This is a genomic window from Anoxybacillus eryuanensis (assembly GCF_051200995.1).
GTDB lineage: Bacteria > Bacillota > Bacilli > Bacillales > Anoxybacillaceae > Anoxybacillus > Anoxybacillus tengchongensis.
Genome location: NZ_JBPODS010000002.1, coordinates 115,971 through 132,419, shown reverse-complemented (window position 1 = coordinate 132,419; position 16,449 = coordinate 115,971). Strand labels below are relative to the sequence as shown.

The following is a 16,449-nucleotide window of genomic DNA, read 5'->3' as shown; positions in this document are numbered from 1 at the left end:
GATTGCTCATTTCCTGCATTTCAGTACGGAGTTGATTGCTCATTTCCTGCATTCCGTGATGAATGTTGTCCGAGAATAGCTCGAGCGCTTTCACAATTTCTTTTACAATTGTTTCTTTCTCCACTTCGATTCACCCCCCCTCTACTTGCCATTATAAATGAATGATGGACAAGAAAGAAATATGTTTCTCATCATTTTTTGAACATAAAAAAGTAAATGTATGAAACTTTTACCTGTATTTATACGTTATAATGGAATAAAAGAGAAAGGAGTGGAAAACATGGGATTAGTGTTACAACATGTAACAAAACAGTTTGGTTCGTTTACAGCAGTAGATGATGTGACATTATGTATTCCAGAACAGGGTATGTTTGGATTTCTCGGGGCGAATGGAGCGGGAAAAACGACGACGTTTCGAATGATTTTAGGGTTGCTTGAACCGACGAAAGGTGAGATCACGTGGAACGGTGAACGCATTACATATAAGCATAGTCATCTCATCGGGTATTTACCAGAAGAAAGAGGATTGTATCCAAAACTTAAAGTAAAAGAACAGCTCATTTATTTAGGGAGATTGCGAGGATTACATAAAGAAGAGATTGTAAAAGAAATGCGCTATTGGCTCGAGCGTTTTAAAATACCACAATATGAAAATCAAAAAGTAGAGCAATTATCAAAGGGAAACCAACAAAAAATTCAATTTATCGCCGCGGTGTTACATCATCCGCAATTGCTTATTTTAGACGAACCGTTTAGCGGATTAGACCCGGTAAATGTCGAAATGTTGAAAGAGGCAGTCATTGATTTGCAACGAAAAGGAACGACGATTGTTTTTTCAAGTCATCGGATGGAACATGTCGAGCAATTATGTGAACATATATGTATTATGCATAAAGGGAAACCAATTGTTCATGGATCGATCAAAGAACTCAAGCGATCTTTTGGCAAGAAAAATGTTATTATTCACGGGGAACTTCCGTTTGAAACGTTAACAGACATTCCCGGCGTATTAAAAGTCGAGAAGATGGTTGAAGGAGTTCGCTTACAAGTAGCAGATGAAAGTGTATCACAACGCATCCTTGCACATATTTATGCAAAAGGGTTTATTCGTACGTTTTCATTAGAAGAACCATCGCTGAATGACATTTTCATTGAGAAAGTAGGTGCAACGTATGAACAATAAATTTTGGATCGTTTTTCTTCATACGTATGTAACGAAATTAAAATCAAAGTCCTTTTTCATTTCAACGATCATTACCGCTTTTATTGTATTTGGTATTAGTCAGTTAGATCGCATTATAGAAGCATTTAGTGATGGTGGTGAAAAGACGATTGGTGTTATTGACGAAACGAACGGATGGTATGAATCATTGCAAGCGCAATTGCAATCGAATAAACAAATAAAACTTGTTCGTCATGATAAAAGTGAAGAACAGGCGAAAAAACTTGTCCAAACAGAACAGTGGTATGCGTATATCGTGCTTCATATACAACACGGGAAACCGAAAGTGACATATTATGCGAAAAATATTGCAGATAGCGATGTCACCCATGAGATTGAGCAAGCATTGCAACACGTTAAAATCGCAATGATGGCAAAACAAATTGGATTAACGTATGATCAAATTAATGCGTTATATGCGCCAATCGCTATGGAGAAAGTAGCGCTTGAGGAACATGCAAAAACAGAAGAACAATTAAATCAGGCAAGAGCGATCGTATATGTGCTATTGTTTGCGATGTATATGTTCGTTTTAATGTATGGAAGTATGATTATGATGGAAGTGGCAACAGAAAAATCATCACGCATTATGGAAATTTTAATTTCAAGTATCTCACCTATTCAACAATTGTTCGGAAAAATTTTAGGAATTGCTTTGTTAAGTTTAACGCAGTTTGTCATTATTTTTTCAGTTGGTTATGCATCGATGAAAAATAGTGATATGTTACGTCAGTTGCTAGGCATGAACGAACTACCACTTTCTTTGATGATATATGGCATTGTCTTTTTCTTGCTCGGTTATTTGTTGTATGCGATGTTATTTGCAGTGCTCGGTTCGATCGTTAGCCGAGTAGAGGAAGTACAACAAATGGCTGGACCTGTCACGATGCTTGTTGTTGCAGCATTTATTATGGCGATGTTTGGTTTGAATGCACCAGAATCTTCGTTTATTACAGCCATGTCGTTTGTTCCGTTTTTTGCTCCAATGATCATGTTTTTAAGAATTGGAATGTTACACGTTCCGACTTGGGAAATTGCTTTTAGCATTGTTTTACTCGTCGGAACAATTGCCTTTTTATTTGTGTTTGGGTCAAAAATATATCGTGGTGGCGTGCTTATGTATAATCAAGCATCTTCATGGAAAGATCTCAAGCGGGCATGGCAATTAACGAAAAAATAAAAAGCCGAGCGAAATGCTCGGTTTTTTACATCGGTTTTGTCGGTGTCGGTTTGGCATAGCCTTCTTTATATGTTTCATCGATAAGTCGGCGAATATCTTTCACAGGCATACCTTTTTCATATTGCTCAATCGAAATAGCTGCAATTTCTAAACAAACTCCACATTTTGTCGCATGATCGTCCCAAACGACTGCCCCATCGTTTTTATTTTCATATACAAAACAATCATAATTGTTTTCGTGACCGACTGACTCTCCACATCCACAATAACAAGGAATGTTTTCTAGCAACTCTTGATGTGACGCGGCTTGTTCGTATAAGTGGGCCATAGATTCGTTATGTTTGGCTAAAAAAGACGGCAAACGATGAATGGAAGCTGTTTCTTCGCGTATATCGCTTGTTTGATGTTCCTGAGCATGATCATTTTCTTTTTGCGCACATCCACTAAACAATAAACTGGCAGAGAGCATCGTGCTAAATATCCATCGTTTTTTCATCTCAACCATCCTTTTTCCTAAAATGATAGAGGGTTCCGACTTTTTTCACTATTTCTTTTATCCTTTTACTATTATAATAAAAACAATAGTAAATGATAAGGAAAAAGGCGGGAAAAGGATGGAGTACATTGAAGTAAAAGGACAAACGGTAGAAGAGGCTATTGAAGATGGTCTAAAACAGCTTCAAGCAACGCGCGAAGAAGTAGTCATTGAAATCATACAACAAGAGCGTAAAAAGTTGTTCGGTATCGTTTCACAACCGGCCGTTGTCCGACTAACGAAGAAGCAACAAACAAAACAAGTTGTTCAACAGAAAGAAGGAAAAGTATGGATCGAAGATGGCTTGTTGTATTACGAATGTTTGGACGTTAGCCCAACGATTGTGATTGGTGAAGGTGTCATTTGTTTACATAATGGAGAAGTCATCGAAGGGACAATCACGTTACAAGAAGGAGACGACGTTCGCATTTACCCAAAAGAAGAAAGTATTGCGCAATCAGTCTGGAAAATTGACATAGATGCTAGAAAGTTAGAGGCGATATTGACGTTTGCTCCCGGAATACGACGTCGATATATATTGGAGGATCACCTACCAACCAATAAATTGCATATAAAAGCAAAAATAGAAAATGAACTCATTTATGATGTGACATATGAGCAAGTGATGGCGAAACTGCAAGAGTTAGGAATTGTTTATGGAATAAATGAAGAAGCAATTCGTCAAGCATTGCAGTCAGAGAAAAAAATAACGGCTGTGATCGCAAAAGGAATTGAGCCAACGGAAGGAAAAGACGGATGGGTAGAAGTGAAAGTAGGTGAGGGAAAAAGAATACCGAAAGCCCGTGAAGACGGAACCGTTGATTACCGTGAAATGGAAACGATTGCGACGGTCGGTGAGGGAGATTTAATCGCGCTCGTTCATCCTCCGCAGCCAGGAAAGCCGGGGTTAACAGTGACGAATGAAGTGATTCCTGTTCGTGAAGTGCATCCGATCATGATTAAACTCGGTAAAGGGGTAACGATGGATGACAATCGCATTTTAGCAACGACAGGCGGAAGACCACAAATTGCGAAAAAAGGAAAAACAGTTGTTGTTTCTATTATTCCGAAGCTCGTTCATCAAGGGGATGTCGATTTATCGGTAGGAAACATTCGTTTTAAAGGGGATGTTGAAATTATGGGCAATGTTCAAGACGAGATGGTCGTTGAAGCGCTCGGTAGCATTATGATTTTACAAAATGTCAATCGTGCAAAAATTCGTGCGCAACAATCTATTTTTATTCAACAAAACGTCATTAGCGGTACAGTCACATCAGGGGAAAATAAAATGCTCGTTACACAACTTATCGGTTTATTACAACAAATTCGCCAATCGCTTGAACGAATGATTGTTGCCATTCAACAATTGATGGTCATGTCTAAAATTCGTGAACAAGATATTTATCCGCTGACAAAGAGATTACTTGAAAGCAAGTTTCAAACGATGATGGAAGCGATGAAACAGTATAAAACGATGTGCGAACAAAAGCGTGAACAAATTGGTGAACAGTGGTTCGACATTGGTTCGCAGTTAGACGGCTGTTTGCTTGCAGATCGTCCAAATCAATTTCACTGTTTAGAGGGCATGGCAAATTTGCTTCGTGAACTTAATACATTTATCGGACAATATGATCGCGAAGAAAACGATGCGATTGAACTTTCGTATGCTTTAAATAGCGTCATTCATGGAAGTGGCGATGTAATTATAACAGGGAAAGGTTGTTATAATTGTAATATTTACGCCGGAGGAACATTGACTGTTCACGGAGTATTACGTGGTGGTGAAGCGTATGCGCAAAAAGGAATGAAAATTAAAGAGGTCGGATCTTCCCTCGGCATTAAGACGGTGTTAGCTGTGCCAAAAGGGGAGATAATTTATATTGAACACGCGTGGGAAGGAACAGTGGTTCAATTTGGTAAAAAAATGTATACGTTTTATGAAGAAAAAAAATATGTTGAAATGAAATGGGACGACGAACGCCAAGAGATTGTATTTGGATAAAAAAGACGCATGGCCAACAAAGCCGATGCGTCTTTTTATATATTTTTTGGATGATCATATAGTGTATAATGTAAATGTTCTTAATTTTCTTTCTTTTCAAAAGGAGGTCAGAAGATGAAAGCGATTGCAGAGGGAGATATTTTATGGGCTCCAACGAAAGAGCAAATCGAACAATCAAGCGTGAAAAAGTATATGGATTGGCTACAGAAGAGAAAAGGACTTTCATTTGATTCGCATGCGGCGCTATGGAAATGGTCGGTCGAGAACCTTGAGCAATTTTGGGAAACGGTGTGGGAGTATTGTGACGTTCAGTCGTCTGCATCGTATACGTGTGTGTTAGAAGAGCGAAAAATGCCGCGGGCAAACTGGTTTCCGGGGGCACGGTTAAATTATGCGGAACATATTTTTCGCAACATACAGGAAAAACCAGCAATTTTATTTCGTTCCGAGCGCGTTTCGCTTCGTGAAGTGACGTGGGAAGAACTAAAACAACAAACAGCATCGGTCGCTTCGGCACTGAAAAAACTTGGCGTCAAACAAGGAGACCGCGTCGTTGCTTATATGCCGAATATTCCAGAAACCGTCGTCGCATTTTTGGCGTGCGCGAGCATTGGCGCCATTTGGTCAAGTTGTTCACCAGATTTTGGTGCCAATAGCGTCATTGATCGCTTCCAACAAATTGAGCCGACCGTTTTATTTGCGGTGGACGGTTGCCAATATAACGGGAAAACGTTTGATAAAGTGCCTGTTGTGAAAGAGTTGCAAGAAAAACTCCCATCGTTAAAAAAGACGATCGTTGTTCCGTATTTGCGTGACGATATAAGCGCATGGAACGATTCTGTTTTATTATGGATGGACATATTGCAAGAAGAAGGCGAGCTTGTGTATGAGCAGGTACCGTTTGCTCACCCGCTTTGGATTTTATATTCTTCCGGGACGACCGGACTACCAAAGCCAATCGTGCAAGGGCATGGGGGCATTTTACTAGAACATTTAAAAATTTTATCGATTGAATATCATATTGGACGGGATAGCACATTTTTTTGGTTTACAACGACCGGTTGGATGATGTGGAACTTTTTAATTGGCGGGCTATTAGTCGGGGCAACGGTTGTGTTATATGACGGGAGCCCAACGTTTCCTGATGCAAACGTTTTATGGGAGCTTGCCGAAAAGGCAAAAATTACGCATTTTGGCACAAGCGCAGCGTTTATTAACGTTTGCATGAAACAAGGCATTCAACCGAAAGAAATCTACGATTTTTCACATTTACAAGCGGTTTTGTCGACAGGATCGCCGCTGACGACCGAAGGGTTTCTTTGGGTGTATGAGCATGTGAAAGATGTTTGGCTTGTCTCATGTAGTGGTGGAACAGATATATGCACCGCGTTTGTCGGTGGGTCGCCAATTTTGCCGGTTCGTGCAGGCATGCTACAATGCCGTTCGCTTGGGGCAAACGTGCAAGCGTTTGATGAACATGGACGTTCGCTGATCAATGAAGTCGGGGAATTAGTTATCACGGCACCGATGCCGTCCATGCCACTCTTTTTCTGGAACGATGAAAACGATCGCCGTTATGTTGACAGCTATTTTGATACGTACCCAGGCGTATGGAAACATGGGGATTGGATTAAAATTGACGACGAAGGAAGCTGCGTCATTTACGGTCGCTCCGATTCAACGATTAACCGTGCGGGTGTGCGCATGGGCACGAGCGAAATTTACCGCGCTGTTGAAACGGTCGATGGCATTCTCGACAGCTTAGTTATTGATTTAGAAGTGATGGGGCGGAAATCGTTTATGCCGTTGTTTGTCGTCCTTCAACCAGGGGTGGAGCTAGATGATACATTAAAACAACGAGTGAAAGAAGCCATTAAAGCGCATGTATCGCCGCGCTTTATTCCGGATGCGATTTACCAAGTCGATCAAATCCCAAAAACGTTAAACGGAAAGAAAATGGAAATTCCTATTCGCAAACTTTTACTAGGCTTCCCGCTCGAAAAAGCGGTGAACGTTGGCTCAATGGCAAATCCTGAATCGCTTTCTTTCTTTATCGAACTTGCAAAACAATGGGAACATTCGAACGTATAAGCAAGGCTGTTGCCGTTTGGCAACAGCTTTAAAGGCGTACGCTTCTTTTCTTATTGACTTTTACGTAAACGTAAACTAAAATAAAATTCAGAAAATTTAAAAATAAAGGTGACGAAGATGAACTATTATACGATCTCCCAACTGGCCGAGCAGTTTGATATTAGCACGCGAACGATTCGATATTATGAGGAACGTGGGCTCATTTCACCCATTCGCACCGAGTCGGGCCAGCGATCGTATACGAAAAAAGACCGAGCGGTGCTAAAGCTCATTTTACGCGGCAAACGGTTCGGTTTTTCGTTAGAAGAAATCCATGAAATGATTAGTTTGTTTGACAATGATCGCACCGGTCGAAAACAACTGGAAAAAACAATTGCATACGGTGAGCAAAAGTTAAAGGAGGTGACGGAGCGGATTGAGGACTTAATGCAGTTAAAACAAGAAATGGAGTCAATTTTGGCAGATTTTCGTGAACGATTACAAAAATTGGAGGGAACCGAATGAACATTTCTGAGTTGTTAGCGCGTAATGCGCGAAAGTTTCCGAACAAAGTAGCACTAATTGATGGTGACGTGTCGCTTTCTTATCAAGAAGTAGACGATACAGTCAATCGGCTCGCTTCTTCGCTTGCTTCACTTGGCATCAAACGAGGCGATAAAGTCGTATTATATATGCCAAATACGAAAGAATTTGTATATGCGTATTTTGCCGTCTTGCGCCTTGGCGCGATCATCGTACCAGTCAATGCGCGGTTAACAGCGCAAGAAGTACAATACATTGTCGAACATAGCGAAGCAAAAGCAGTGATCGCACACGATTGGATTTATCAGGAACTTGCCTCGCTTGTTCGTACGGTTGACGTCATTTGGGTGAAAACAGGGGAAGCGGCAGACGCTTGGCGTTCGCTCACGCAACTCATTGCAAACGGCGATGCTTCCCCGATTGTTTGTCCGTTGAATGAAGATGACGAAACGACGATTTTATACACATCCGGAACGACCGGTAAACCAAAAGGAGTATTGTTTACAGCGCGCAATATTTTCGCTGTCGCAACAATGATGGCGCTAGAAACGAAAATGGATAAGCATAGCCGACTGTTGCATATGATGCCACTTAGCCATTCCGCGCCGCTTCATTTATTTTTTGTCGGCGGTATGTACGTCGGGGCCACCCATGTGTTATCACCAACGTTTTCCCCAGAAGCATTGTTACAGCTAGTCACGAAACATAAAATTACCCACTTTTTCGGAGCACCAGTCGCCTATTTACTCACCTCAAAACATCCACGACTTCACGAATACGATTTATCGTCTGTCCAATATTGGACGTATGGCGGGGCACCATTATCAGCAAATGAAGTGCAATTTGTCGCTAAACAGTTTCGCACGAATCGACTCATGTGTTTGTACGGACTAACGGAAGCCGGACCGAACGGAACATATTTATCGCCGGAAGAACATGCGACAAAGGCAGGGAGCATAGGCAAAGATGCCGCCCTTCATTGTGAAGTGAAAATTGTCAACGAACAAGGACAAGAAGTTCCGCCTGGCGAAATCGGTGAAGTCATCTTAGCTGGAGAAGGCATTATGAAAGGCTATTATAAAGACGAAGAAAAAACAGCGGAAACGGTGAAAAACGGTTGGCTATATACAGGCGATTTAGCGCGCCGTGACGAAGACGGGTACATTTGGATTGTTGATCGGAAAAAAGATATGATCATTTCTGGCGGGGTGAACGTTTACCCGAAAGAAGTGGAAGATGCGCTAAAGCTGCACCCAGCGATTGTTGATGTGGCAGTGGTTGGTGTGCCCCATTCGGAATGGGGCGAAACGGTCAAAGCGTTTGTCGTCACAAAAGAGCCGATCGAGCAGCTTGCTGAAGAATGTAAACGTTTTCTTGTTGGTAAAATTGCAGACTATAAAATTCCAAAGCTATACGAAGTCATTCCTGAACTTCCGCGCAATGCGACAGGAAAAATATTGAAACAAGTGTTGAGGGGGATGCATAATGAAACAGCTACGAGAAGTTGATCCGAACTTACTTGCCAACTTAAAAAAATATTTAGACGAAGAATTTTTTGCGTATGCGGAGGAAGGGTTAGAGAAGTTTTGGCAACGCTGCATGACCGATATCGACCGGCGCGCGGTACATACGGACCGCGAAGGACAGCCGCGGCTCATCAAATATGACCGTTTTGGTAACGATATTTCTGAAATATGGGTGAATGAAGGATACAAACAAACAGTAAAAGAAACGTATGAAACAGGCATTGTCGGCTATGTCCATAAACCGATTCCTGCGCTTGGTCGTGTTGGCAACTACATTTATTCATATGCGCAGGGCTATTTGTTATCACAAGTCGAGCCGGGGTTTTATTGCCCGGTGACGCTCACAATGGCAACGGCGTACGTATTAGAGCATTTTGCCGAGGAACGAATCAAAGCGAAATATTTGCCGCACGTCATTTCTACTGGCGAAGTCGAGCTGTATGAAGGCGCGACGTTTTTGACGGAGAGGCAAGGCGGTTCGGATGTAGGCGCCAATGAAGTGCGCGCTGTTTTATGCGGGGATCATTATGAAATTTACGGAGAAAAATATTTTGCGAGCAACGCCGGTATGTGCGGAGTTGCGTTAGTGCTTGCCCGCATCGACGGAAGCGAGCCGGGGACGAAAGGGCTGAGTTTATTTTTAGTACCGTGGCGCAACGACGATGGCGCGTTAAACGGCATTCACATTCGGCGTTTAAAAGATAAACTTGGTGTTCGTGCTGTGCCGTCGGCGGAAGTCGTATTTGAAGGGGCAAAAGCTTATTTAATTGGCGATGCAAAAAAAGGGTTTTATTATATGATGGAAGCGCTTAATTTATCGCGCGTCTGCAACGCTGTCGCCTCGATTGGCATTATGAAACGAGCGCTAGAAGAGGCGAAGCAATACGCAATCAATCGTCAAGCGTTTGGGCATACGCTTATATCATATCCGATGGTGAAAGAAACGCTAGCCAACTTAACGGCGCGCCAAGAAGTACAAACGAGCGCTTGTTTTGAATTAATTTCCTTTTTCGACCGTGTGATGCGCACGCCAGAGCAAGCATCTGAACAAGAGAAAGCATGGAACCGCTTGTTAATTGCGCTTTTAAAAATGCGCACAGCGGAAGAAGCGATTGCGTTTGCTCATGAAGCGATTGAAATGCACGGCGGAAACGGCTACATTGAAGACTTTGTCACCCCGCGCCTGCTTCGCGATGCCCAAGTATTGACGGTGTGGGAAGGAACAGCAAATATTTTAGGGCTCGAAGTGCTACGCCTCATTCGTAAATATCGCGTCCATGAAACGTTTATTCAAACAATAAGCGAGCAACTCGCTGCACTCCCTGGCGAAATACGCGCATTTGCGGGGTCAGTCGAAAACGGACTCCGTGAATTGGTGCAGTCGCTTCAAAAACTGAACGGACAACGAGAAGACGTGCAAACGTATCACGCCAAAAAAATTGCCAATCGCCTTTGCGACTTGTATTTGAGCGTCATCGCGTTAAAAGAAGCGGGAGAAAGCGAACGAAAACAAATCATCGCCCGCCTTTTCTTACAGCATATTTGGGGATGCGATTTATTCGATGACGAGATGATATCGGTTCGCTATTTTGAAGCCATCATGAACGAAACGAAAAAGGTAGAAGTATAAAAAGGGCAAGGGACCACGTCGGTTCCTTGCCTTATATTAAAACAAACACCGCAAAAAAATGAGCAACAGACCCACCTAACACAAACAAATGCCAGACGGCATGGTGAAATTTAAACCCGCGCCAAACGTAAAAAACCGCGCCGATCGTGTATAAAATACCGCCAATGACTAAGTAGACAACTCCTTCTAACGAAAGACTAGAAACGAGCGGTTTCCATGCAAACACAATCAACCAGCCCATCACCACATAAATGATCGTCGATGTATATAAAAAGCGATTGACGAAAAAGCATTTAAATACGGTACCGAGGAGTGCAAGCCCCCAGACGATGCCAAATAGCGTCCAACCGATTGCGCCCTTCACCGCTAAAAATAAAAACGGCGTATATGTGCCAGCGATAAAAAAGTAAATCGCGGAGTGGTCGAAAATTTCAAACAACCGTTTCCAGCTCCCTTTCGGCAATGCGTGTACGATCGTCGATGACAAATACAAAATAAGCATTGTGCCCCCAAACAAAGTAAAACTAACGACGTGCCATGCATTTCCGTACATCGCAGCCGTGACCGTCAAAATAACAAGCGCTGCGATGCTAAACACCGCACCAACGCCATGCGTAATCGCATGAACGATTTCTTCTTCTTTTGTAAATGTATGTGTAAAAGCCAATGGTTTCATTCCTTTCGTGAAAGACATTTTGTTTATTCTACCACATATACATACATATCGTACATTTTTATTCATTATTGTTTTTGCTCGCGATATAATGGGAAAAAAGAGAGGTGAGGACGATGCAAATACAGGTAGAAAGGCAACGTAAGACAAAAAAGTGGCTTGTACCGTCGTTTATTGGTGTGTTGTTACTTGCGGCGATTGCGTGTGTTGCCATTTCGATTTACGTCGGCTGGAATTTGACGCATAAAGAGCGAAAAGCGGTCGTTGAGACACCAAAAGATTACGGAATGGCTTATCAAAATGTGACATTTACAAGTAAAGATGGGGGACTAAAGCTAAAAGGCTGGATCATAGAACCGACGAAACAAGCGAAAATGACCGTTATTTTTTCGCACGGTTATGGCGGCAATCGCTACGAGCCGAACGTGCCGTTTTTGCCAATTGCTAAAGCACTAACAGACGAAGGATATCGCGTCATTATGTTTGATTTTCGCGCCAGCGGCGAATCGGAAGGAGACATGACAACGATTGGTGCAAAAGAAAAGTATGATTTGCTTGGCGTCATTGATTATGCAAAACAACACTATTCCGAACCGATTGTTCTGTATGGAGTGTCCATGGGAGCAGCAACGTCGATTTTAGCCGCGGGAATGGATAAAGATGTGAAGGCGGTTATTGCGGACAGTCCGTTTAGCGATTTAGAAGGATATTTGCGGACATATATGCCTGTATGGACAAACTTGCCGAACGTGCCGTTTACGTATTTAATCATTACCCTTATTCCGATGATTACCGATTTAGACCCAGCGGAGTCGGTGCCGATCAAAGCGGTCGATGCAATTGCTCCACGCCCGATTTTATTTATTCATAGTAAAGCCGATCCGTCCATTCCATACAAAGAAAGTGTAAACATGTACAACAAACATCCGGACGTATTTGAACTTTGGCTCACCGAAAAAGCGAAACATGTGAAAAGTTTTGACATGTATAAAGAGGAATATATTCATAAAATGTTAGCATTTTTAGAAAAGGTACGAAAATAAAATTCTGAATATTCATTGACTTTCAACAAAAAGATGAGTATGCTTGTAGTAAATTTGAAAAATAGAGAGGGGAAAGAAGATGAGTGTAGTTGAGCAGAGAAGAGGGTATTTTGGAGAGTTTGGCGGAAGTTTCGTACCGCCGGCGCTGCAGGAAGCGTTAGACTATTTAGAGGCACAGTTTTTAAGATACAAGGATGATCCTACATTCCATGAGGAATTTGCGTTTTATTTAAAAGAGTACGTCGGACGAGAAAATCCGCTCACCTTTGCCTCAAGGTTAACTGAAAAACTTGGCGGAGCGAAAATTTATTTAAAACGAGAAGATTTAAACCATACCGGTTCTCATAAAATTAACAACGTCATCGGGCAAATTTTATTAGCGAAACGCATGGGAGCGAAACGCATCATTGCTGAAACAGGCGCCGGACAGCATGGTGTAGCGACAGCGACAGCTTGTGCGATGTTTGGAATGGATTGTGTCATTTATATGGGGGAAGAAGATACGAGAAGGCAAGCGCTGAACGTTTTTCGAATGGAGTTGTTAGGGGCGAAAGTTGTTCCAGTAGCAAAAGGGCAAGGGAGATTGAAAGATGCAGTCGATGAGGCGTTAAACGACTATGTCCAAAATTATGAACATACATTTTATTTGCTTGGTTCAGCCGTTGGACCACATCCGTACCCGACGATCGTGAAACATTTCCAATCTGTCATTAGTGAAGAAAGTAAGCGACAAATGATCGAGAAAGAAGGACGTTTGCCTGATGTCGTGATCGCTTGTGCGGGTGGTGGCAGTAATGCGATTGGTGCTTTTGCACATTATATCGATGAACCGAGTGTACGTTTGATCGGAGTCGAACCAGAGCAAGCAGCGACGTTGACAAAAGGTGTCCCTGCGATTATTCACGGCTTTAAATGCCTCGTTTTGCTTGATGAAGAAGGAACTCCACAACCAACATATTCAATTGCTGCGGGGCTTGATTATCCAGGAATTGGACCGGAACATAGCTTTTTAAAAACGTCTGGTCGGGCAGAATATTATACAGTCACAAACGATGAAGTATTAGAAGCATTTCAAACACTTTCAAAAACGGAAGGGATCATTCCTGCGCTAGAAAGTGCTCACGCAGTTGCGTACGCCATGAAACTAGCTCCGACGCTCGATCGCGATCAAATCATTATCGTAAACTTATCAGGTCGCGGAGATAAAGATGTCGAGCAAGTATTTCATATGTTAAAAGGTTAGTCATAAAAAGCGTCGTTCCCACAACGTGAAACGACGCTTTTATCGTTATAACATATGCAGTTCTTCCTCTGTGCGTGCGATGTGGCCGAGCTGGTAGTCAAGTCGTTCATGAATGTAGGTGATATCTCGTTTTGTGGCCGTTTCTCCGCGGATGTGAGCAATTTCGTGTCGCACTGCATCGTGAATACGCCGTTGTTGTAGCTGATTGTTCCGAACAGCTTTGATCATTGCGGTATTTTCTTTCATTTGTTCTTTCAATCAAGGAATATCTTCATTTTGCTTATTCACTTTTGTTTTTAATTCACTAATTTCTTGCTTCATTGTTTGAAACTCTTGCTTGATCCATTGCACGTTTTCGGATACGTTTTGAACGAGGTTAACGAGTTGGAGGAGAAGCTGTTCTGGCATGCTTGTTCACAGCTCTTTTATATGAAAATGTATGACATGTCCAAAAGAAAAGTGACAAAGAGGACCGCGTGGAAATGCCTTTAACCTTTAACGTCAACGATTCGACAAAGTCGACAAAACATTTTCATCATACGAGTGCATGTGTCGAATGAATTTTTTTGTATAATAAGAAGAAAAGGAGGATAGCGATGCGAGTTGTAACAGCTTCCGAAATGTATGAGATAGATCGCTATACGATTGAGCAAGTAGGTATAGGTGAAGATATATTAATGGAAAATGCTGGACAAGCTGTCACCAAAGTATTGCGACAACGTCTTGATCCAACTGCTCGAATTGCGATATTAGCAGGGAGTGGTAACAACGGTGGTGATGGCATTGTCGTTGCCCGATTGTTAAAAAGTGAAGGATATAACGTTGATTTATGGATCGTCCCATCAAGTGAAAAATTAAAAGGTGCGGCAAAACGAGCGTTACATGTTTACAAATACGCTGGATATGAAGTGAAAAATTATGTTGAACATACATTAAAATTAGATTGCTACGATGTTGTTGTTGATGCATTGCTTGGCATCGGTGTCAGAGGAGACGTGAAATCTCCTTATCAAGAGATTATACACGAGATGAATCATATCCATTCATTGACGGTATATTCGATTGATCTTCCAAGCGGTGTTTCTGCGAATAAAGGGGAAGTCGATATCGCTGTTCAAGCGAATGTGACAATAACGATTCAATGCCCAAAATTAAGTGCCTATCTGTTTCCAGCTGCCGATTACTACGGTGAATTAATCGTTGTTGATATTGGTATTCCGCCCCGTGCACAAGAAACAGCTTCATTTCGTCAATTATGGACAAAAGAAGACGTGAAGCGGACGCTTCCTGCAAGAAAACGCTCTTCTCATAAAGGAACGCACGGAAAAGCGCTTGTCATCGGTGGCTCACGCTCTATGCCGGGGGCGATTACGCTAACAGCGAAAGCTGCTGTTCGCAGCGGAGCAGGATTACTGACAATCGCGATCCCAGACGATATTTATTCGGTGGTGGCAAACCGAATACATGAAGCGATGATCCTTCCTTGTCCATCGGAAAACGGCTATTTTTCAGGTGCGATGGATTTCACCTCATTGGATATCGACGCGATTGCCATCGGACCAGGGATGGGGCGAACGGAAGGAACGAAAAAAATGGTACAAAAAGCACTCACGCAAGATGTACCGGTTGTGCTTGATGCTGATGCGCTTTTTTTCTGGAACGAGTATGCTTCGCTATTAAAAAAGCGAACGAAGCCAACGATTGTTACGCCACATTCTGGAGAAATAGCGCGCATGCTTCAACGATCAGTTGGAGACATAGAGAAACATCGTTTTCAAATTAGTGAGCAATTGGCGACGGAATACGGCGTGTATGTTGTATTAAAAGGACCGTATACGATTGTGACCACTCCAGATGGCAAACAATATGTCAACACGACCGGCAACCCAGCGCTTGCGAAAGGTGGGAGCGGTGATGTGTTAACAGGGATGATTGTTGCGCTACTGATGCAACATGACTGTGTGCAAGCGGCCATCAGCAACGCTGTATGGAGTCATGGGAAAGCAGCGGATATCATTGTACAAAGTGGATATGCGCCGATGAGTGTGTTGGCAACAGATGTAATTGATATACTACCACATATTTTATGTGTTAAATAGTTTATTTTGTCGTACGTGTAGCATACATGCGCTCTTTTGCCACTTGTAAAAGCTGTTGCAATTGTTCTCCTTCGACTGGATATGTGGCATAGCCAGCGAGAAAAGATATGGGACTATTTTTTTTAATCCGCTCAATCATTGTAGATGGTTTCGCACCGTTTTCGACAGCGATAATTAAGTATTGATCGTTTGACCATTTAGCTACGATATCGCTTTTTCGAGTTTCTTCAACTAATAGCTGTTCAAATGCGGTTTGTTGTTGAGGATGACTATCTGTTTTTGTTTGAAGTAAGTAAATCGTTAAGCGACTATCTGGATCGCGATCAACGAGCGCAGCGATTTTTTCAAATGTACTTGTAGCAAAATCTTTGCTTTTTAACTGATATATTAAATCTTTGACGCAAGTTTTTCGATCATAACGATTACCAAAATAAATACCTACAATGGTTTGGAACACATAAAAACCGACGACAACATATAATTCCGTTCCACGTAATTGTGTTACATCAATCGTATCACTCATAGCGATCGCTTCTGAAAATAATACAAGTTGACTAATGAATAAACCGATTGTTTTTCCTATATGTTTTTTAAACATATATTGTCACCTCTCTCCATATTATGAAACAATCGTGCTATTGGGTTGGACAAATGGAGGAAAAATAAAAAAGGGCGAGATGACC

At 42.1% G+C, this 16,449-nt stretch carries 13 protein-coding genes and 1 pseudogene; 10 read left to right on the top strand and 4 right to left on the bottom strand.

From position 1 onward, the window contains the following. Window positions 1-280 precede the first annotated feature (280 nt). Together HNQ84_RS03165 and HNQ84_RS03160 are read left to right on the top strand one after the other, a co-directional pair. Complete coding sequence (locus HNQ84_RS03165; protein WP_435621141.1) at window positions 281-1,183, top strand: ABC transporter ATP-binding protein; 903 nt, start codon at window positions 281-283, stop codon at window positions 1,181-1,183. Next, window positions 1,173-2,402, top strand: a complete 1,230-nt coding sequence (locus HNQ84_RS03160; protein ID WP_435621140.1) for an ABC transporter permease — start codon at window positions 1,173-1,175, stop codon at window positions 2,400-2,402. Before HNQ84_RS03165 ends, HNQ84_RS03160 begins: the two co-directional genes overlap by 11 nt. A 25-nt stretch (window positions 2,403-2,427) precedes the next feature. Here HNQ84_RS03160 and HNQ84_RS03155 read toward each other — a convergent pair whose 3' ends face one another. Beyond that, the gene (locus tag HNQ84_RS03155; protein ID WP_435621139.1) at window positions 2,428-2,898 is read right to left on the bottom strand and encodes a PCYCGC motif-containing (lipo)protein; all 471 of its coding nucleotides are present in this window, start codon (window positions 2,896-2,898) and stop codon (window positions 2,428-2,430) included. Between the two features lie 118 nt (window positions 2,899-3,016). On the opposite strand from HNQ84_RS03155, the gene HNQ84_RS03150 reads away from it, so the two are divergent. The 5 genes from HNQ84_RS03150 to HNQ84_RS03130 all read left to right on the top strand — a co-directional run bounded on the left by HNQ84_RS03150 (window position 3,017) and on the right by HNQ84_RS03130 (window position 10,708). Further along, window positions 3,017-4,939, top strand: coding sequence for a flagellar assembly protein A (locus HNQ84_RS03150; RefSeq protein ID WP_435621138.1), 1,923 nt, complete (start codon window positions 3,017-3,019; stop codon window positions 4,937-4,939). Between the two features lie 114 nt (window positions 4,940-5,053). After that, complete coding sequence (locus HNQ84_RS03145) at window positions 5,054-7,030, top strand: acetoacetate--CoA ligase (protein ID WP_435621137.1); 1,977 nt, start codon at window positions 5,054-5,056, stop codon at window positions 7,028-7,030. Between the two features lie 117 nt (window positions 7,031-7,147). Then, window positions 7,148-7,534, top strand: coding sequence for a MerR family transcriptional regulator (locus HNQ84_RS03140; RefSeq protein WP_435621136.1), 387 nt, complete (start codon window positions 7,148-7,150; stop codon window positions 7,532-7,534). After that, entirely contained in the window at window positions 7,531-9,060 is a 1,530-nt protein-coding gene (locus HNQ84_RS03135) for a class I adenylate-forming enzyme family protein (RefSeq protein ID WP_435621135.1), read from the top strand. Before HNQ84_RS03140 ends, HNQ84_RS03135 begins: the two co-directional genes overlap by 4 nt. Beyond that, window positions 9,038-10,708, top strand: a complete 1,671-nt coding sequence (locus HNQ84_RS03130) for an acyl-CoA dehydrogenase family protein (protein ID WP_435621134.1) — start codon at window positions 9,038-9,040, stop codon at window positions 10,706-10,708. The genes HNQ84_RS03135 and HNQ84_RS03130 overlap by 23 nt, the downstream gene beginning before the upstream one ends. Before the next feature lie 31 nt (window positions 10,709-10,739). Here the strand turns inward: HNQ84_RS03130 and trhA are convergent, their stop codons facing one another. Then, window positions 10,740-11,375 (bottom strand): PAQR family membrane homeostasis protein TrhA, encoded by a 636-nt coding sequence (trhA, locus tag HNQ84_RS03125; protein ID WP_435621133.1) that lies wholly within the window; start codon window positions 11,373-11,375, stop codon window positions 10,740-10,742. 122 nt (window positions 11,376-11,497) lie between these two features. Between trhA and HNQ84_RS03120 the strand changes: the two genes are divergently transcribed. Both HNQ84_RS03120 and trpB read left to right on the top strand, forming a co-directional pair. Beyond that, entirely contained in the window at window positions 11,498-12,424 is a 927-nt protein-coding gene (locus HNQ84_RS03120; protein WP_435621132.1) for an alpha/beta hydrolase, read from the top strand. A gap of 79 nt (window positions 12,425-12,503) precedes the next feature. Beyond that, window positions 12,504-13,667: a tryptophan synthase subunit beta gene (gene trpB, locus HNQ84_RS03115; protein ID WP_435621131.1), complete on the top strand. Its 1,164-nt coding sequence runs from the start codon at window positions 12,504-12,506 to the stop codon at window positions 13,665-13,667. A gap of 45 nt (window positions 13,668-13,712) precedes the next feature. Here the strand turns inward: trpB and HNQ84_RS03110 are convergent. Continuing rightward, window positions 13,713-14,075, bottom strand: a pseudogene (locus HNQ84_RS03110) (hypothetical protein). Between the two features lie 188 nt (window positions 14,076-14,263). On the opposite strand from HNQ84_RS03110, the gene HNQ84_RS03105 reads away from it, so the two are divergent. Beyond that, complete coding sequence (locus tag HNQ84_RS03105; protein WP_435621130.1) at window positions 14,264-15,766, top strand: NAD(P)H-hydrate dehydratase; 1,503 nt, start codon at window positions 14,264-14,266, stop codon at window positions 15,764-15,766. Window position 15,767: 1 nt separating this feature from the next. Here the strand turns inward: HNQ84_RS03105 and HNQ84_RS03100 are convergent, their stop codons facing one another. Next, the gene (locus HNQ84_RS03100; protein ID WP_055441215.1) at window positions 15,768-16,364 is read right to left on the bottom strand and encodes a nucleotidyl cyclase domain-containing protein; all 597 of its coding nucleotides are present in this window, start codon (window positions 16,362-16,364) and stop codon (window positions 15,768-15,770) included. Window positions 16,365-16,449 lie beyond the last annotated feature (85 nt).